Genomic DNA, 18,086 nt, shown 5'->3' with positions numbered 1-18,086 from the left:
TACTTGGGCCAGGATTGCTGAGAAAAGTCGTCATTTGGGAAAAGTCTCCAGCAATCGTGGCGCTATCTTGTCCAGTGGGCGAATTTCAACGGCGGCGTCGATGGCCGCAGCCGCTTTCGGCATGCCGTACACCGCACTGCTGTTCTGGTCCTGAGCGATGGTCAGGTAGCCCTGTTGACGCATGAGCTTGAGCCCCTGCGCGCCGTCGCGACCCATGCCGGTGAGCAAAACGCCCACGGCGTCGCCGTTCCAGTAACTGGCCACACTCTCGAAAAACACATCGATCGAGGGCCGGTAAATCTCGTTGACCGGTTCGGCGGTGTAGGCCAGCGTCCCGTTTTTCAACAAGCGAATATGGTGGTTGGTGCCGGCCAGCAACACCGTGCCGGCCTGGGGCGGTTCGCCTTCCTGGGCCAGACGCACGTTGAGGCCGCTGGCGCTGCTGAGCCATTCGGCCATGCCGGCGGCGAACACTTGGTCCACGTGCTGCACCAGCACGATGGCCGCGGAAAAATCCCGTGGCAGGCCCTTGAGCAAGACTTCCAGTGCCGCCGGCCCGCCTGCGGACGAACCGATGGCCACCAGTTTTTGCCGGGAACCCGAGCTGCGCAGCGGGCTCGGCGCCGAGCGCACCCGGTTGCCTTTGTCGCCGATCAGCCAGCCGATGTTCATGATCTTGCGCAGCAACGGCGCCGCCGCTTCCGCCGGATTGCCGGCACCGATGGCCGGGGTATCGACCACATCCAGCGCGCCGTGGCCCATGGCTTCGAACACCCGGTGCACATTCTGCTGGCGGTCCACTGTGACAATCACGATGGCGCAGGGCGTATCGGCCATGATCCGCCGGGTCGCTTCCACGCCATCCATCACCGGCATGATCAGGTCCATCAGGATCAGGTCCGGGGTTTGTTCGGCACAGCGTTGTACTGCCTCGGCGCCATTGCTGGCAACCCAGATCACCTGGTGCGCCGGTTCGAATGCCAAGGCGCGGCGCAGAGCCTCCACCGCCATGGGCATGTCGTTGACGATAGCGATTTTCATGCCCGCGCTCCTCCGATGAGCTCAACCACTGCATCGAGCAGGGCGTCGTCATGAAAACTGGCTTTGGCTAGATAATAGTCGGCTCCGGCGTCCAGTCCACGACGACGGTCTTCTTCGCGATCTTTATAGGACACCACCATCACCGGCAGCGATTGCAGGCGGTTGTCCCGGCGCAATAAAGACACCAGTTCGATGCCGTCCATGCGCGGCATGTCGATGTCAGTGATCAGCAAATCGAAATCCTCCGAACGCAGGGCGTTCCAGCCATCCATACCGTCCACCGCCACGGCCACGTCGTAGCCGCGATTGAGCAGCAACTTGCGCTGCAACTCGCGCACGGTCAAAGAATCGTCCACCACCAGAATCCGCTTGCGCGCCGCTTCCGGGGCCTGATTACTGTGGCGGGCAATGCGCTCCAGACGCCCGGTGTTGAGCAGTTTGTCCACCGAACGCAACATGTCTTCGACGTCGACAATCAACACCACCGAACCGTCGTCGAGCAAGGCCCCGGCGGAAATGTCCTGAATCTTGCCCAGCCGTTCATCCAGCGGCAATACAACCAAGGTCCGCTCGCCAATAAAGCGTTCAACCGCCACGCCGTAGATCGCATCGCGCTCGCGAATCACCACGACCTTGAGGGTTTGCTGGCTGGTCTGGCTCGCGGGACGTTGCAGCAACTGACTGGCCGCGACCAAACCGACGTGCCGGCCTTCGTACCAGAAGTGCTGGCGGCCTTCGAGCTGGACGATGTCTTCCGGCTCCAAGTCGCACATGCGCTCGATGTGCGCCAGCGGGAAGGCATAGGCCTCGTCGCCGACTTCCACCACCAGACTGCGCACCACCGACAGGGTCAGTGGCACTTCCAGATGGAAACGACTGCCCTCGCCCGCCGTCTGCTCCAGCACCACCGCGCCGCGCAACTGGCGGACCATGTGCTGCACCGCGTCCAGGCCGACACCGCGCCCGGACACTTCAGTCACCTTGTCCCGCAGGCTGAAACCCGGCAGGAACAGGAAGGTCAGCAGCTCTTCTTCGCTCAACTGCGCAGCGGTGTCCGCCGGGGACAATTGGCGCTCGATAATGCTGCGGCGGACCTTTTCCAGGTCGACGCCATTGCCGTCATCGCTCAGTTCCAGCACCAGCAGACCGGCCTGGTGCGACGCGCGCAGACGAATCAAACCTTCGGCTGGCTTGCCGGCCAATAGCCGTTGTTCCGGGGTTTCGATGCCATGGTCCACGGCATTTCGCAGCAGATGGGTCAGCGGTGCTTCGAGTTTTTCCAATACATCGCGGTCGACCTGGGTTTTTTCACCTTCGATTTCCAGCCGCACCTGTTTACCCAAATCACGTCCCAAGTCGCGAACCATCCGCACCTGCCCGGTCAGCACGTCGGCAAACGGGCGCATGCGACAGGCCAGGGCTGTGTCGTACAACACCTGGGCACGCTGACTGGCGTGCCAGGCGAATTCATCCAGTTCGGCGTTCTTTTCCACCAGCAACTGCTGGGATTCGGCCAATAACCGGCGGGCATCGTCCAGCGCTTCCTGGGCTTCCAGGCTCAAGTTCTGATCCTTGAGGTGGACGTTGAGGTTTTCCAGGGCCCGCAGACCGTTGCTTTGTATGCGCTTGAGGCGCTGCATGGTCGCCAGATGCGGCTTGAGCCGCAGGGTTTCCACCAGGGATTTGCTCGACAGGTCGAGCAGGCTGTTCAGGCGTTCGGCGGTGACCCGCAATACACGCTCACCGTTTTCGGTGGTGCGCCGGGTCTTGCGCGGCGGCTCGGAGGGTGCAATCGGCAGCGACTCGACCACCGGGATCGGCACCTCGATCGCCGGCGGCTGCGCCTGTTGCTGGTCCATGAACGGTGCAATCGGTGTGCTGATCGGCGGCGCCAGCGCCATCGGATCGAGCAAGCGCCCCATCAGCGCCACGTAGGCGTCGATTTCCACCGCCGAAGGCGCATTGTGTGGGGTGGCGATGCGCATCAACAGGTCGGTGCCCTGCAGCAACGCATCGATATGCTCGGGCCGCAGATACAGCCGCCCTTCCTGGGCGCTGACCAGGCAATCCTCCATCACATGGGCCACGCTGACCCCGGCATCCACGCCGACAATCCGTGCCGCGCCCTTGAGCGAGTGCGCCGCGCGCATGCACGATTCCAGGTGATCGGCCTGGGTCGGATCGCGTTCGAGGGCCAGCAACCCGGCGCTCAGCACTTGGGTCTGGGCCTCGGCTTCCAGACTGAACAGCTCCAGCAAAGAGGCGTCGCGCATTTGCTCGGGGGTCATGTGAGGCTCCGGGTCACGGCGGACAACAACTGTTCTTCATCCAGCCAACGCAGGCTGCGACCTTTGAATTGCAATACGCCACGGGTGTATTTCGCACTGGCCTGGGCGCCGGACTGGGACGCCGCATCGAGGATGCGCTCGTCGATGGCGTGAATCCCATCCACTTCGTCAACCGGCACCACCACCGGGCCACCCCGGGCGGCGATGATCAACATGCGCGGCATCACTCGCCCACCGGCAGGCGCGTTGTTGGTCGCGTCGAGGCCGAGCAATTCCACCAGGGACAAACACGCGACCAACGCACCGCGCACATTCGCCACGCCGAGCAAGGCCCGGGAGCGCTGGTGCGGCAAGGAATGAATGGTTTGCAGCGGCGCCACTTCCACCAGGCTGCGCGTGGCCAGGCCCAGCCATTCTTCGCCGAGGCGGAACATCAGCAGCGAACGGGTTTTGACGTCGGTTTCGACCGCTGTCGCCACCTGCTCGTGATCTTCTTGCTGCAAGGCGTAGCGGTCGAGCAAGCGCGTAGCGGCGGCGGAGTACACCGCGCAATTGCGGCAATGAATGTGCTCGGTCAGCAACGGGCAGGACTTGTCGCCATGGATACCGATGCGATTCCAGCAGTCGTCGATGGCCTGGGCATCTTCGTGGGTGACGCTCAAGGTGTCGGAGACGATCATCGTTTACGCTCACTGTCGGCGGCGCGCTCACTGCGGGCGGCGCGGTCCTGCAATCGTTTGGCGCCCGCCGTGTCGCCCTGGGATTGCAGCAAAGCCGCCAGGTGCATCAACGCGTCGGGATGTTGCGGTTCGAGGTACAACGCCTTGCGATAAAAACCCTGGGCCTCCAGCGCCCGGCCGGCGACATCGCTGAGCAGCCCCAGCCAATAAAACACCTGGGCCACCGGTTCGTGACTGCGCAGGTAACTTTCGCAGGCGGTGCGGGCTTCGGCACTCTTGCCTTCGTTGGCCAGCGCGGCGATGTTCGCCAGCAGCGAGGCGGCGTCGGGGTTGGCGGTTTTCACCGTCGTCGGCAACGGCACGCCGCTGGCGAAAGGGCGGCTGCGCACTGGTGGCGGGGTCACGCTGCGCACCGGTTGGCGCACCGGCAGCGGGGTCGGCACGAAGGTCGGCAGAGGCTCGGGTTTCGGCGCACTTTGGCGACTGAAGGCAAACGACTGCGGGATGCCGATCGAGCGCATGCCCAGACGCCCGAGCAAACTGCCCTCCGCCGGGCCGATAAACAGCACGCCGTCGACATGGGTCAGGCGCTTGAGCACTTCGAACACCTGTTGCTGGGTCGGCTGATCGAAGTAGATCAGCAGGTTGCGGCAGAACACAAAGTCATAGGGCGGCTCGCTGGCGAGCAAGGCAGGATCCAGCAGATTGCCGACCTGCAAACGCACCTGTTCCAGCACCCGTTCGCTGAGTCGGTAGCCGTCCTCTTCGGCGCTGAAATGCCGCTCGCGAAAAGCGATGTCCTGCCCGCGAAAGGAGTTTTTGGTGTACAGCGCGCGCTTGGCTTTCTCCACCGAAAGCGGGCTCACATCCATGCCTTCGACCTTGAACTGATGGGGCTTGAGCCCGGCATCGAGCAAGGCCATGGCGATGGAGTACGGCTCTTCGCCGGTGGAACACGGCAGGCTGAGAATCCGCAGGGCGCGCATGTTGTTGATGTCGGCCAGGCGCTTGATCGCCAGTTTCGCCAGGGTCGCGAAGGATTCCGGGTAACGGAAAAACCAGGTTTCCGGGACGATCACTGCTTCGATCAGCGCTTGCTGCTCATCCCGCGAGCCTTGCAAGGTGTGCCAATACTCATCGGCGGTCAGCGCCTGGGACGCCGTGGTGCGTTGGCGCACGGCGCGCTCGATGATTGCCGGGCCGACCGACGCGACGTCGAGACCGATGCGGTCCTTGAGGAAATCAAAAAAGCGCTGGTCGCTGCTCATGGCTGCTCCCCTAGCGATGCCAGGTCCAGGGGCGGGGACGGAAACAGCAGCGCCCGCACCTGATCGTCCAGCAGATCGGCAACCCGCACCCATTGCAGCAAACCCTGGGCATCCTTGCGTACCGGGCCGAGGTACGGCGCCTGGGGATTGTCCAGGCCATAGGGCTGAAAATCCGCCGGGTTGCAGCGCACGGTGTCGGTGGCCTGTTCCAGAATCAGCCCGAGCAAATGCGCGGGCGCGTGCTCGTCCGGGCGATAGTGCACCAGCACCAGTCGCGTGCTGGTGCGGGCCTGGGCCGGTTGACCGAACGTCAAGGCGCTGAGGTCGATCACCGGCACCACCGCGCCGCGATAGGCAAACACCCCGGCCACCCAATCCGGCGCCCGGGCAATCGGCTTCAACGGCAGGCGCGGCAGCACTTCCGCCACCTCGATGGCTTGCAGGGCATAACGCTCGTTACCGACGCGAAACACCAGGAACAGCGCCAGTCTGGTCGCTGTCACGGCGTGGCGTTTGGCCGTGAGTTCGCTCATCAGACTTTGAATCGCGAAACGCCGCTGCGCAGCCCGACCGCCACCTGACTCAGTTCATCGATGGCGAAACTGGCCTGGCGCAAGGACTCGACGGTCTGGCTGCTGGCATCGCCCAACTGCACCAGCGCATGGTTGATCTGTTCGGCGCCGGTGGCCTGGGCCTGCATGCCTTCGTTGACCATCAGCACCCGCGGCGCCAGCGCCTGGACCTGATGGATGATCTGCGACAACTGCTCGCCAACCTGCTGCACCTCGGACATGCCGCGACGCACTTCTTCGGAGAATTTGTCCATGCCCATGACCCCGGCGGACACCGCCGACTGAATCTCACGCACCATTTGTTCGATGTCGTAAGTGGCCACGGCGGTCTGATCCGCCAGACGTCGCACTTCGGTGGCGACCACAGCAAAACCGCGACCGTATTCTCCGGCCTTCTCGGCTTCGATGGCGGCGTTGAGCGACAACAAGTTGGTCTGGTCGGCGACCTTGACGATGGTCACCACCACCTGGTTGATGTTGCCGGCCTTCTCGTTGAGGATCGCCAGTTTGGCGTTGACCAGATCCGCCGCGCCCATCACCGAGTGCATGGTGTCTTCCATGCGCGCCAAACCTTGCTGCCCGGAACCAGCCAGCACCGAGGCCTGATCGGCGGCGGTGGAGACTTCGGTCATGGTGCGCACCAGGTCACGGGACGTGGCGGCGATTTCACGGGAGGTCGCACCGATTTCCGTAGTGGTGGCGGCGGTTTCGGTGGCGGTGGCTTGTTGTTGCTTGGAAGTGGCGGCGATTTCCGTCACCGACGTGGTGACCTGCACCGACGAACGCTGGGCCTGGGACACCAGGGCGGTCAGCTCGGTCATCATGTCGTTGAAGCCGGTTTCCACGGCGTTGAATTCGTCCTTGCGCTCCAGGTTCAGGCGACTGCTGAGGTCGCCGGTGCGCATGATTTCCAGGATTTTCACGATGCGGTTCATCGGCGCCATGATCGCGCGCATCAGCAGCAGGCCGCAGAGGCCGGCGGCCAGCACCGCGATCAGCAGGGACACGCCCATGATGATCTTCGCAGTGAGCACGGCGTCATCGATGTTGGCCATGTCCTGATCGGCCACGGCTTTGTTTTCGCGCAGGATATCGTTGAGCTTCATGCGCCCGGCCGTCCAGGTCGGGGTCAGTTGCTCGTTGAACATCTTGATGGCCTCGGCTTCCTCATTGCGTTTATGCAATTCGAGCACCGTGGCAAGGATCTTGTTGTACTGCTCATGGAGCTTTTCGAAAGCGGCGAATTCAACCCGGTCTTCATCCGTGGTGACTGTTTTGCGATAGCTGTCCATCGCATCGACCACGCGTGCTTCGAAGCTTTTGAAGTCGGCGGCGTCTTCGGCACTGATGCCCTGCCCTTCCTTCAAGCCGAGCATTTCCTGGGTCTGGAGAAAACTGTCGACCCAGGCGCCACGGATGGTGGAGCTGTAATACACCCCGGGCACTGCGTCTTCACGCACGCTTTCTTCACTGGCCTCGATCTTCAGCAGCCGGGAATACGAGACGACGACCATCAACAGCATGATGGCAATAATGACCGCAAAGCTCGCCAAGATGCGTTGGCGCAACGTCCAGTTCTTCACAGTATGTCCTCGGGGCCATTTTCAAATGCTGCGGAGTATAGCTGAGGGTGTCTCATTTATAAGACGGCAGACTTGCCACTTCTCAATCTGAAACCCCTACCTTCCAGCGTTGCTGTCACTTGCCGGTGTGTTCAGCGGCGGCACCCGTTGTGTGGCGCCGGTCTGCAGCCTTTTATTGAGGGTTCTTCCCAGGCTGACGCAAGGCTTTTCCAACAAGGCGTAGCTGATGCTCGATAGCGCGAGCGTTGCCAGGATGTACAACAGAAAAACACCCACGTTGAACGCCGCCGGCAGGTTTGTTGTGTACGCCGCCCACTCCAGAAAGAAGGGATGCACGAGATAAACCGAGTAGCTGATGGTGCCCAGATACACCAGGCCTTTTATTGGCCGACGCAAAAACAGGGTCATGGCGATGGCAAACGCCAAGCCTGCGAGGTAACTGACCCAGTAGGAATAGGGATTTTCGTTGTGCCCATAGTTGGCGTTATAGGCGAGAAAACAAATGAAAGGCAGGGCAACGAAGAACAGGGCGAGCCACGCATAGACGTACTTGCGATCCAACTGGCTGTTGGAACCCAGGCTGACGTCTCGCCAGAAGCTGCCAAAGAACATGATCGACAGGCATAAAGGCAAACCCACGGGGATTTTTTTCGCCAGATAGAACCGGGCCGTTGCGAAAACCAGCGCCACCACCAACAGCCCGACCGCCGCGCCAAAACGTACGGAGACACGTCCCAGCAAGCCGACGCTAAATAACGCGGCGCAGGACATGTAAAAAAACATCTCCATGATCAGTGTCCAATAGACACCAAATAAATCGGGCGTCCCCAGGAGCGCCTGAAACATCGTCATATTGATCAGCACGGACTTAGTCGGGACCGGCGTCGATAAAAACCAGTACGAACTGGTGACGGCCAGTGCAATGGAGAACCAGTAAGCCGGGTACAGTCTGAAAAACCTGGAAATACCAAAGGCAACCAGCGCATGTTTCCCTTCTTTGAGGCTATAGGGAATAACCATCCCGCTGAGCAGGAAAAAGATGACGACACCCATTTGCCCAAGGTTCACGTAGGTGAAAAAGAACGTGTCTTTGAGCGGTGTTCGTTCGATGAAGTGAGCCACTACGACCATCAATGCAGCGATGCCTCTCAGGGCATCCAGGTGGGACAGGCGATTCTGCGAGGTCATGCAGTGCATCCTTTGCGATGCCTGCGCTGTGGCGTCGGCAATATCAAGTTTCCGTACCGTTGAAGGCGGCGGTGTAGAGCGCGGACTTTCCGCTATCTCGGGGAAAAAGTGCCAGTGGCGTATCGGCAAAAATGGGCCGTGAAATGGTCATAGAGGGGGGATGTGTCGGGGTTGAGGACGCCTTCGCGGGCAAGCCTCGCCCCTACAGAGGAACGCAATCAACCTGTAGGAGCGAGGCTTGCCCGCGAGGGCGGTTCAAGGGATTACATAGAAGCCTGGCGCACCTGTTTCTCCAGTTCCGCCTTCAACCCCGGCTCAAGCTTCAGTTGCCGCGCCAGTTCATCGAGGTAGCTCTTCTCCATGAAGTTCTCCTCATCCACCAGCATCACGCTGGCGATGTACATCTCCGCAGCCATTTCCGGGGTGGCGGCTGCGCGGGCGACGTCGGTGGGGTCCAGGGGTTTGTTGAGTTCGGCGTGCAGCCAGTGCTGCAGTTCCTGGTCGTTATCGAGTTTGGTGAATTCACCTTCGATCAATGCGCGTTCGCGCTCATCGACATGGCCATCAGCCTTGGCCGCTGCCACCAGAGCCTTGAGGATCGCCTGACTGTGCTGTTCAACCTGCGCCGGCGGGACTCGGTCGACGGTTCGCGGTTCAATCTTCGGTGCTGCGCCCTGCTGGGCCTGCCAATTGCCGTAGGCTTTGTAGGCGATCACGCCCAGCGCCGCGAGGCCGCCATAGGTCAGGACCTTGCCGCCGACACTGCGACCCTTCTTGCTGCCCAGCAAAAGTCCCATCGCCCCTGCCGCCAGGGCCCCGCCGCCCGCGCCCGACAGCAAACCACCGAGGCCACCCGAGCCGCCACCGCTGCCGCCGAGCAAGCCGCCCAGCCCGCCACCGGAGGCCTTGTTCTGATGACCGCCAGACTTGTTCTGCAACATGTCCTGACCGGACTTGAGTAGCTGATCGAGCAATCCACGGGTGTTCATTTGTTGCCTCCACGAATTCGGGGTAACCGGATCATTCAGGCCACCAGCCTAGATCGAAAGTGCCTTGGAACCGGAGACGAGAGTGCTTCGAGATGTTGCTTGTTGGCCGAAGCCTCAACCCTGGCCATCGATTAAAAAGATATACACTCGATCAAATCTATAAAAACCGCCCACCGGGTACTTTTCCCATGATGACCTTGCGTCAGATCCGTCATTTCATCGCCGTGGCCGAGACCGGCTCGATTTCCGCCGCTGCGCAAACCGCATTTATTTCCCAATCCACCCTGACCCTGGCGATCCAGCAACTGGAGCAGGAAATCGGCATCAGCCTGTTCAACCGACACGCCAAAGGCATGACCCTGACACACCAAGGGCATCAATTCCTACGTCAGGCGCACTTGATTCTGGCGACGGTGGACAACGCCAAACGCAGCCTGCAACAAAGCACCGATCAGGTTGCCGGACAGTTGATCATTGGCGTAACCAGTCTCGTCGCCGGTTACTACCTGGCGGACCTGCTCACACGATTCCAGCGCGCCTACCCCAACGTCGAAATCCGCGTGATGGAAGACGAGCGCCCCTACATTGAACATTTGCTGGTCAGCGGCGAGATCGATGTCGGCGTGCTGATCCTTTCCAACCTCGAAGATCGCCACGCCTTGCAGACCGAAGTCCTGACCCACTCGCCCCACCGCTTGTGGTTGCCAGCCCAGCATCCGCTGCTGGAACACGACAGCATCAACCTTGCCGATGTCACGCGAGAGCCGCTGATCCAGCTCAATGTCGATGAAATGGACCGAAACGCCCAGCGCATGTGGTCGGCGGCCTCGTTGCAACCGCGCATCACCTTGCGCACCGCCTCCACGGAAGCCGTGCGAAGCCTGGTTGCCGCTGGCTTGGGCGTATCGATCCAGCCCGACATGACCTATCGCCCCTGGTCCCTGGAGGGCGACATCATCGAAGCCCGCCCCATTGCCGACCTCAGCCAGACCCTTGACGTCGGCCTGGCGTGGCGGCGCGGCACTGCGCGCCCGGCCCTTGTCGATCCATTCCTGACGGTCGCCCGCGAGCAGCCCCACGGCGGGCGCAAGCCATCTATTTAATCGAACGCCACCTTCAGTATTTAGAATTTGTCGACCTCGGGCTCGCGCACTAGTCTTGTTACATCTTTATAAGACGGCCGGGCCCCAGTCACTGGGAGCACCATGGCCACACAAGAAAAGAGAACCCGAAAAATGGCTGGCGCGCAGACCCCGTTGTTCACCGCGTTGTTGATCGATGGCGAATTGGTCCAGGGCCAGGGCTTTGTCGAGCCGATCCTCAACCCCGCCACCGGCGAAGTGCTGACGCACATCGCCGAAGCCAGCACCGAACAAGTCGAAGCCGCGATCCTCGCCGCCCACCACGCCTTCGCCAGTTGGTCACGGACCACACCGCAGCAACGTTCCAATCTGTTGCTGGACATTGCCAACGCCATCGAAAAAAACGCCGACCTGCTCGCCCGTCTCGAATCCCTGAATTGTGGCAAGCCGTTGCACCTGGCCCGCCAGGACGATTTGAGCGCCACGGTGGATGTATTCCGTTTCTTCGCCGGTGCCGTGCGCTGCCAGACCGGCCAGCTCAGCGGCGAATACCTGCCCGGCTACACCAGCATGGTGCGGCGCGATCCGATTGGCGTTGTGGCGTCGATTGCGCCGTGGAACTACCCGATCATGATGGCCGCCTGGAAAATCGCCCCGGCACTGGCCGCCGGCAACACCCTGGTGTTCAAGCCGTCCGAACACACGCCGCTGTCGATCCTTGCGCTGGCCCCGGCGCTGGCCGAGATTCTGCCGCGTGGGGTGATCAACATCATCTGCGGCGGCGGTGAAGGGGTTGGAAGCCACTTGGTCAGCCACCCGAAGGTACGCATGGTCTCGCTGACTGGGGATATCGTCACCGGGCAAAAAATCCTGCAAGCCGCGGCAAAAACCCTCAAGCGCACCCACCTCGAACTCGGCGGCAAAGCCCCGGTAATCGTCTGCAACGACGCGGACATTCAAGCGGTGGTCGAAGGCGTGCGCACCTACGGCTATTACAACGCCGGTCAGGATTGCACGGCGGCGTGCCGGATTTATGCACAGGCCGGGATTCATGATCGCTTGGTGGCGGAATTGGGCGCGGCGGTCAGCAGCCTGCGTTTCGCCGGTAAACGCGACGCCGACAATGAAATCGGCCCGCTGATCAGCACCCGTCAGCGCGACCGCGTGGCCAGTTTTGTCGAACGCGCCCTGGGCCAGCCGCACATCGAACGGGTCACCGGCGCGGCGGTGCATTCCGGCGCAGGCTTCTATTACCAGCCGACCTTGCTCGCCGGTTGCAAGCAGAGCGATGAAATCGTGCAGCGCGAAGTGTTCGGACCGGTGGTCACCGTCACCCGCTTCGACGAACTCGCCCAAGCCGTGGACTGGGCCAACGATTCGGAATACGGCCTCGCCTCGTCAATCTGGACCCAGAACCTCGACAAAGCCATGCAGGTGGCGGCGCGCTTGCAGTACGGCTGCACCTGGATCAACAGCCATTTCATGCTGGTCAGCGAAATGCCCCACGGCGGCCTGAAGCGTTCGGGCTACGGCAAAGACTTATCCAGCGATTCGCTTCAGGACTACAGCGTGGTGCGGCACATCATGGCCCGCCACGGCCAGCATCTCTGACTACGCTAATAACAAGCCGCCAACGGCATGCTTCACCACGTTCACAACTGCCCCGACCATAATTAAAGAAGAGGGAATCCCCATGTTCGTGCACAAGACCGCACTGCTCAGTGCAATCACCACTGCATTGCTCGCCAGTGCCAGTATCCAGGCCGCCGAACCGCTGAAAGCCATCGGCGCCGGCGAAGGTCAGCTGGATATCGTGGCCTGGCCCGGCTACATCGAACGTGGCGAGAGTGACAAAGCCTACGACTGGGTCACCGGTTTCGAGAAGGAAACCGGCTGCAAGGTCAACGTGAAAACCGCCGCCACCTCCGATGAAATGGTCAGCCTGATGGCCAAGGGCGGGTACGACTTGGTCACTGCGTCGGGCGATGCCTCGTTGCGCTTGATCGTCGGCAAGCGGGTGCAGCCGATCAACACTGCGTTGATCCCGAACTGGAAAGGCCTTGACCCGCGTCTCAAGGATGCGCCGTGGTATGTGGTCAACAAACAGACTTTCGGCACCCCGTACCAGTGGGGCCCGAACGTGCTGATGTACAACACCAATGTGTTCAAGACTGCGCCGACCAGTTGGGGCGTGGTGTTCGACGCGCAAAACCTGCCGGACGGCAAAGCCAACAAGGGGCGCGTGCAGGCGTATGACGGCCCGATCTACATCGCCGACGCGGCGCTGTACCTGAAAACCACCAAGCCCGAACTGGGGATCAAAGACCCGTATCAACTCACCGAAACGCAATACAAAGCCGTACTCGATCTGTTGCGCGCCCAGCAACCGCTGATCCACCGCTACTGGCACGACACCACCGTGCAGATGAGTGACTTCAAGAACGAAGGCGTGGTCGCGTCCAGCGCCTGGCCGTATCAGGTCAACGGCCTGATCAACGAGAAACAGCCAATCGCCTCGACCATCCCGAAAGAAGGCGCCACCGGGTGGGCCGACACCACGATGTTGCACGCCGAGGCCAAGCACCCGAACTGCGCTTACAAGTGGATGGACTGGTCGCTGCAACCGAAAGTCCAGGGTGACGTAGCGGCGTGGTTCGGCTCGTTGCCAGCGGTGCCGGCGGCGTGTACCGGCAGTGAATTGCTCGGCGCCGAGGGATGCAAGACCAACGGTTTCGACCAGTTCGAAAAAATCGCCTTCTGGAAAACCCCGCAGGCTGAAGGCGGCAAGTTCGTGCCGTACAGCCGCTGGACCCAGGATTACATCGCGATTATGGGCGGTCGTTAAGGCCCCCTTCGCGAGCAAGCCCGCTCCCACATTTTGATCGCATTCCAATGTGGGAGCGGGCTTGCTCGCGAAGCTTTTAAGGCTTTTCAGTTTTCGGAGCACCGCACCATGACGCTTGCAGTCCAGTTCACCAACGTTTCCCGGCAGTTCGGCGAAGTGAAGGCCGTTGACCGGGTTTCCATCGATATCCAGGACGGCGAGTTCTTTTCCATGCTCGGCCCTTCCGGCTCGGGCAAAACCACGTGCCTGCGCCTGATCGCCGGGTTCGAACAACCGAGCACCGGCTCGATCCGTATTCACGGCGAAGAAGCCGCCGGGCTGCCGCCGTATCAGCGTGACGTCAACACCGTGTTTCAGGATTACGCGCTGTTCCCGCACATGAACGTTCGCGACAACGTCGCCTACGGTTTGAAAGTCAAAGGTGTCGGCAAAACCGAACGCCAGAAGCGCGCCGAAGAAGCCCTCGACATGGTCGCCCTCGGCGGCTACGGCGAGCGCAAACCGGTGCAACTGTCCGGCGGTCAGCGCCAGCGTGTGGCGTTGGCCCGCGCTTTGGTCAATCGTCCCCGCGTCCTGTTACTTGATGAGCCGCTGGGTGCTCTCGATCTCAAGCTGCGCGAACAAATGCAGGGCGAGCTGAAGAAACTGCAACGCCAGCTCGGCATCACTTTTATCTTCGTCACCCACGATCAGACTGAAGCGCTGTCGATGTCCGACCGCGTGGCCGTGTTCAACAAGGGGCGCATCGAACAGGTCGACACACCGCGCAATCTGTACATGAAACCGGCGACCACCTTCGTCGCTGAATTCGTCGGCACATCGAACGTGATTCGCGGCGATTTGGCCAAGCAGTTGAGCGGCAACCCGCAGCCGTTCTCGATTCGCCCGGAACACGTGCGTTTCGCCGAAGGTCCGCTGGCCAGCCATGAAATTGAAGTCAGCGGCTTGCTCCACGACATCCAGTACCAGGGCAGCGCCACCCGCTATGAAGTGAAGCTGGAAAACGGCCAGGTCCTCAGCATCAGCCAGGCCAACGTGCAGTGGCTGGACACCAGCGCCCAGCACCAGACCGGGCAACGCATCAGCGCCCGTTGGGCTCGCGAAGCCATGATTCCGCTGCACGACAATGTTGTGGGTGGGGTGTGAGATGAACACCTTGGCGATTTCTCAAACCCCGGCCAATGGTTCGCCGTTGCGGCGGTTTTCCAACCTGCTGTATCGCCGGCCGAACTTTTACCTGGCGCTGCTGCTGGTGCCGCCGCTGCTGTGGTTTGGCGCGATCTACCTCGGCTCGTTGCTGGTGCTGCTGTGGCAAGGTTTCTACACCTTCGACGACTTCACTATGGCGGTCACCCCGGACCTGACCCTGGCGAACTTCGCTGCACTGTTCCAGCCATCGAACTTCGACATCATCCTGCGAACCCTGAGCATGGCGATTGTGGTGTCGATCGCCAGCGCCATCGTCGCGTTCCCGATCGCCTACTACATGGCGCGCTACACCACCGGCAAGACCAAGGCGTTTTTCTACATCGCGGTGATGTTGCCGATGTGGGCCAGTTACATCGTCAAGGCCTACGCCTGGACCTTGCTGCTGGCCAAGGGCGGCGTGGCGCAGTGGTTTGTTCAGCACCTGGGATTGGAGCCGGTTTTGCAATTCATCCTTGGCATTCCCGGCGTGGGTGGCAGCACCTTGTCGACCTCGCACCTTGGCCGTTTCATGGTGTTCGTCTACATCTGGCTGCCGTTCATGATCCTGCCGATCCAGGCCTCGCTGGAACGCCTGCCACCGTCGCTTTTGCAAGCTTCGGCGGACCTTGGAGCCAAGCCGCGCCAAACCTTTATGCAAGTGATTCTGCCGCTGTCGATTCCGGGTATTGCCGCCGGTTCGATCTTCACGTTTTCCCTGACCTTGGGCGACTTCATCGTGCCGCAATTGGTGGGGCCGCCGGGGTACTTCGTGGGCAGCATGGTCTACGCCCAGCAAGGCGCGATTGGCAACATGCCGATGGCCGCTGCGTTCACTCTGGTGCCGATTGTGTTGATCGCCGTTTACCTGACTATCGTTAAACGACTGGGGGCCTTCGATGCACTCTGAGAAAGCTTCTATAGGTCTGCGCATCGCAGCCTGGGGCGGGTTGGTGTTTTTGCACTTCCCGATCCTGATCATCTTTTTGTACGCCTTCAACACCGAAGAAGCAGCGTTCAGCTTTCCGCCCAAGGGCTTCACCTTGAAGTGGTTCAGCGTGGCGTTCTCGCGGCCGGACGTGCTGGAAGCAATCAAGTTGTCGGCGGAAATCGCCGCCATCGCGACATTGATTGCGATGGTCCTCGGCACCCTCGCGTCGGCGGCGTTGTACCGCCGGGAGTTCTTTGGCAAACAAGGCATCTCGCTGATGCTGATCCTGCCGATCGCACTGCCGGGGATCATCACCGGGATCGCGTTGCTGGCGACCTTCAAGACGCTGGGGATCGAGCCGGGGATGTTCACCATCATCGTCGGCCACGCGACCTTCTGCGTGGTGATCGTCTACAACAACGTCATCGCCCGGTTGCGCCGTACTTCACACAGTTTGATCGAAGCCTCGATGGACCTCGGCGCCGACGGCTGGCAGACCTTCCGCTACATCGTCCTGCCGAACCTTGGCTCGGCGTTGCTGGCCGGCGGCATGCTCGCCTTTGCCCTGTCGTTCGACGAAATCATCGTCACTACCTTCACCGCCGGCCATGAACGCACCCTGCCGCTGTGGCTGCTCAATCAACTCAGCCGCCCACGGGACGTGCCGGTGACCAACGTCGTCGCGATGCTGGTGATGATGGTGACCATGTTGCCGATCCTCGGCGCTTATTACCTGACCCGAGGTGGTGAAAGCGTGGCGGGCAGTGGCGGGAAATAGATCAATCACGGACAACAACTATCCCCTGTGGGAGCGGGCTTGCTCGCGAAGAGGCCAGCACCTTCAACATTGATGGCGCCTGACACACCGCTTTCGCGAGCAAGCCCGCTCCCACAGGGGACCGAATTCCATAGCCGACAAAAACAATAGTTTCGATGAGGACATGTCATGCAAACCAAACTCTTGATCAACGGCCAACTGATTGACGGCGAAGGCCCCGCCCAACCGGTGTTCAACCCGGCCCTCGGCCGCGTACTGGTGGAAATCAACGAAGCCAGCGAAGCTCAGGTCGATGCCGCCGTACGCGCCGCCGACAACGCCTTCGAAGCCTGGTCGCAAACCCCGCCGAAAGAACGCTCGCTGCTGCTGCTCAAACTCGCCGACGCCATCGAAGCCCACGGTGAGGAACTGGCGAAACTGGAGTCGGACAACTGTGGCAAGCCTTACAGCGCCGCGCTGAACGACGAGATCCCGGCGATTGCCGACGTGTTCCGGTTCTTCGCCGGCGCCAGCCGCTGCATGAGCGGTTCTGCCGGTGGAGAATACCTGGCCGGTCACACCTCGATGATCCGCCGTGACCCGGTGGGTGTGATCGCCTCCATCGCGCCGTGGAACTACCCGCTGATGATGGTCGCCTGGAAAATCGCCCCGGCCCTCGCCGCCGGTAATACCGTGGTGCTCAAGCCGTCGGAACAAACGCCACTGACCGCGTTGCGTTTGGTGGAATTGGCGTCGGACATTTTCCCGGCGGGTGTGCTCAATCTGGTGTTCGGCCGTGGTCCTACGGTCGGCAGTCCATTGGTGACCCATCCAAAGGTGCGCATGGTCTCGCTGACCGGTTCCATCGCCACCGGCGCCAACATCATTTCCAGCACCGCCGACAGCGTTAAACGCATGCACATGGAACTGGGCGGCAAAGCCCCGGTGATCATCTTCGACGACGCCGACATCGACGCAGCCGTGGAAGGCATTCGCACCTTCGGTTTTTACAACGCCGGCCAGGATTGCACCGCCGCGTGCCGCATCTATGCGCAAAAAGGTATCTACGACAAATTCGTCGAGAAGCTTGGCGCGGCGGTCAGCAGCATCAAGTACGGTTTGCAGGATGACCCGGCGACGGAGTTGGGTCCGCTGATCACCGCGCAACACCGCGACCGCGTGGCCGGGTTTGTCGAGCGTGCCGTGGCGCAGTCGCATATTCGTCTGGTCACGGGCGGCAAGGCTGTGGAAGGCAATGGGTTCTTCTTCGAACCGACCGTTTTGGCCGACGCGCAACAGGACGACGAAATCGTTCGCCGCGAAGTGTTCGGGCCGGTGGTGTCGGTGACCAAGTTCAACGATGAAGCCCAAGTGCTGGGTTGGGCCAATGATTCGGACTATGGCCTGGCGTCGTCGGTCTGGACCTCGGACGTCGGCCGCGCCCATCGTCTGGCCGCGCGTTTGCAGTACGGCTGCACGTGGGTGAATACCCACTTCATGCTCGTCAGCGAAATGCCCCATGGCGGTCAGAAATTGTCCGGTTACGGGAAGGACATGTCGATGTATGGGCTGGAGGACTACACCGTTGTTCGGCATGTGATGTTCAAGCATTGAAAGCTTAAAAGCTTCGCGAGCAAGCCCGCTCCCACAGGGGAATGCATTCCAAATGTGGGAGCG

15 protein-coding genes are annotated in these 18,086 nt (G+C 61.2%); 7 read left to right on the top strand and 8 right to left on the bottom strand.

What is annotated here, in order from left to right:
- Nucleotides 1-30: 30 nt before the first annotated feature.
- The 8 genes from BK665_RS11880 to BK665_RS11845 all read right to left on the bottom strand — a co-directional run bounded on the left by BK665_RS11880 (nt 31) and on the right by BK665_RS11845 (nt 9,609).
- A complete protein-coding gene (locus BK665_RS11880) occupies nt 31-1,041 on the bottom strand; it encodes a chemotaxis response regulator protein-glutamate methylesterase (protein WP_123405660.1) in 1,011 nt (336 codons plus the stop codon).
- Nucleotides 1,038-3,329 carry a hybrid sensor histidine kinase/response regulator gene (locus BK665_RS11875; protein WP_123405658.1) on the bottom strand — a complete coding sequence of 764 codons (2,292 nt, stop codon included), beginning with the start codon at nt 3,327-3,329 and terminating at the stop codon, nt 1,038-1,040. Before BK665_RS11875 ends, BK665_RS11880 begins: the two co-directional genes overlap by 4 nt.
- On the bottom strand, nt 3,326-4,009 hold the full coding sequence (locus BK665_RS11870; protein WP_123405656.1) for a chemotaxis protein CheW: 684 nt from the start codon (nt 4,007-4,009) through the stop codon (nt 3,326-3,328). Before BK665_RS11870 ends, BK665_RS11875 begins: the two co-directional genes overlap by 4 nt.
- Complete coding sequence (locus BK665_RS11865; protein WP_123405654.1) at nt 4,006-5,277, bottom strand: CheR family methyltransferase; 1,272 nt, start codon at nt 5,275-5,277, stop codon at nt 4,006-4,008. Before BK665_RS11865 ends, BK665_RS11870 begins: the two co-directional genes overlap by 4 nt.
- Complete coding sequence (locus BK665_RS11860; RefSeq protein WP_123405652.1) at nt 5,274-5,810, bottom strand: chemotaxis protein CheW; 537 nt, start codon at nt 5,808-5,810, stop codon at nt 5,274-5,276. Before BK665_RS11860 ends, BK665_RS11865 begins: the two co-directional genes overlap by 4 nt.
- Nucleotides 5,810-7,432, bottom strand: coding sequence for a methyl-accepting chemotaxis protein (locus BK665_RS11855; RefSeq protein ID WP_123405650.1), 1,623 nt, complete (start codon nt 7,430-7,432; stop codon nt 5,810-5,812). Before BK665_RS11855 ends, BK665_RS11860 begins: the two co-directional genes overlap by 1 nt.
- Before the next feature lie 96 nt (nt 7,433-7,528).
- Entirely contained in the window at nt 7,529-8,620 is a 1,092-nt protein-coding gene (locus tag BK665_RS11850) for an acyltransferase family protein (RefSeq protein ID WP_123405648.1), read from the bottom strand.
- Nucleotides 8,621-8,883: 263 nt separating this feature from the next.
- A complete protein-coding gene (locus BK665_RS11845; RefSeq protein ID WP_123405646.1) occupies nt 8,884-9,609 on the bottom strand; it encodes a tellurite resistance TerB family protein in 726 nt (241 codons plus the stop codon).
- Nucleotides 9,610-9,797: 188 nt separating this feature from the next.
- On the opposite strand from BK665_RS11845, the gene BK665_RS11840 reads away from it, so the two are divergent.
- The 7 genes from BK665_RS11840 (at nt 9,798) to BK665_RS11805 (ending at nt 18,023) form a co-directional block, all read left to right on the top strand.
- The gene (locus BK665_RS11840) at nt 9,798-10,712 is read left to right on the top strand and encodes a LysR family transcriptional regulator (protein WP_123405645.1); all 915 of its coding nucleotides are present in this window, start codon (nt 9,798-9,800) and stop codon (nt 10,710-10,712) included.
- Nucleotides 10,713-10,844: 132 nt separating this feature from the next.
- A complete protein-coding gene (locus BK665_RS11835) occupies nt 10,845-12,302 on the top strand; it encodes a gamma-aminobutyraldehyde dehydrogenase (RefSeq protein WP_123405643.1) in 1,458 nt (485 codons plus the stop codon).
- Between the two features lie 82 nt (nt 12,303-12,384).
- Entirely contained in the window at nt 12,385-13,536 is a 1,152-nt protein-coding gene (gene ydcS / locus BK665_RS11830) for a putative ABC transporter substrate-binding protein YdcS (RefSeq protein ID WP_123405641.1), read from the top strand.
- 108 nt (nt 13,537-13,644) lie between these two features.
- The gene (locus BK665_RS11825; protein WP_123405639.1) at nt 13,645-14,682 is read left to right on the top strand and encodes an ABC transporter ATP-binding protein; all 1,038 of its coding nucleotides are present in this window, start codon (nt 13,645-13,647) and stop codon (nt 14,680-14,682) included.
- Between the two features lies 1 nt (nt 14,683).
- A complete protein-coding gene (locus tag BK665_RS11820) occupies nt 14,684-15,631 on the top strand; it encodes an ABC transporter permease (RefSeq protein WP_123405637.1) in 948 nt (315 codons plus the stop codon).
- Nucleotides 15,621-16,430 (top strand): ABC transporter permease, encoded by an 810-nt coding sequence (locus BK665_RS11815; protein WP_123405635.1) that lies wholly within the window; start codon nt 15,621-15,623, stop codon nt 16,428-16,430. Before BK665_RS11820 ends, BK665_RS11815 begins: the two co-directional genes overlap by 11 nt.
- Nucleotides 16,431-16,598: 168 nt before the next feature.
- On the top strand, nt 16,599-18,023 hold the full coding sequence (locus BK665_RS11805) for a gamma-aminobutyraldehyde dehydrogenase (protein ID WP_123405633.1): 1,425 nt from the start codon (nt 16,599-16,601) through the stop codon (nt 18,021-18,023).
- Nucleotides 18,024-18,086 lie beyond the last annotated feature (63 nt).

Source organism: Pseudomonas frederiksbergensis (assembly GCF_003732665.1).
Lineage (GTDB): Bacteria > Pseudomonadota > Gammaproteobacteria > Pseudomonadales > Pseudomonadaceae > Aquipseudomonas > Aquipseudomonas frederiksbergensis_G.
The sequence above is the reverse complement of the archived record's forward strand: the minus strand, read 5'-3'. Positions and strand labels throughout refer to the sequence as shown.

What these genes read in the sequence shown, in the direction of transcription:
- BK665_RS11805 (WP_123405633.1), top strand. Translation starts at nt 16,599, where the DNA reads ATGCAAACCAAACTCTTGATCAACGGCCAACTGATTGACGGCGAAGGC.
- BK665_RS11825 (WP_123405639.1), top strand. Translation starts at nt 13,645, where the DNA reads ATGACGCTTGCAGTCCAGTTCACCAACGTTTCCCGGCAGTTCGGCGAA.
- BK665_RS11835 (WP_123405643.1), top strand. Translation starts at nt 10,845, where the DNA reads ATGGCTGGCGCGCAGACCCCGTTGTTCACCGCGTTGTTGATCGATGGC.
- BK665_RS11850 (WP_123405648.1), bottom strand. Translation starts at nt 8,620, where the DNA reads ATGACCTCGCAGAATCGCCTGTCCCACCTGGATGCCCTGAGAGGCATC.
- BK665_RS11875 (WP_123405658.1), bottom strand. Translation starts at nt 3,329, where the DNA reads ATGACCCCCGAGCAAATGCGCGACGCCTCTTTGCTGGAGCTGTTCAGT.
- BK665_RS11860 (WP_123405652.1), bottom strand. Translation starts at nt 5,810, where the DNA reads ATGAGCGAACTCACGGCCAAACGCCACGCCGTGACAGCGACCAGACTG.
- BK665_RS11870 (WP_123405656.1), bottom strand. Translation starts at nt 4,009, where the DNA reads ATGATCGTCTCCGACACCTTGAGCGTCACCCACGAAGATGCCCAGGCC.
- BK665_RS11815 (WP_123405635.1), top strand. Translation starts at nt 15,621, where the DNA reads ATGCACTCTGAGAAAGCTTCTATAGGTCTGCGCATCGCAGCCTGGGGC.
- BK665_RS11880 (WP_123405660.1), bottom strand. Translation starts at nt 1,041, where the DNA reads ATGAAAATCGCTATCGTCAACGACATGCCCATGGCGGTGGAGGCTCTG.
- BK665_RS11820 (WP_123405637.1), top strand. Translation starts at nt 14,684, where the DNA reads ATGAACACCTTGGCGATTTCTCAAACCCCGGCCAATGGTTCGCCGTTG.
- BK665_RS11840 (WP_123405645.1), top strand. Translation starts at nt 9,798, where the DNA reads ATGATGACCTTGCGTCAGATCCGTCATTTCATCGCCGTGGCCGAGACC.
- BK665_RS11865 (WP_123405654.1), bottom strand. Translation starts at nt 5,277, where the DNA reads ATGAGCAGCGACCAGCGCTTTTTTGATTTCCTCAAGGACCGCATCGGT.
- BK665_RS11845 (WP_123405646.1), bottom strand. Translation starts at nt 9,609, where the DNA reads ATGAACACCCGTGGATTGCTCGATCAGCTACTCAAGTCCGGTCAGGAC.
- ydcS (WP_123405641.1), top strand. Translation starts at nt 12,385, where the DNA reads ATGTTCGTGCACAAGACCGCACTGCTCAGTGCAATCACCACTGCATTG.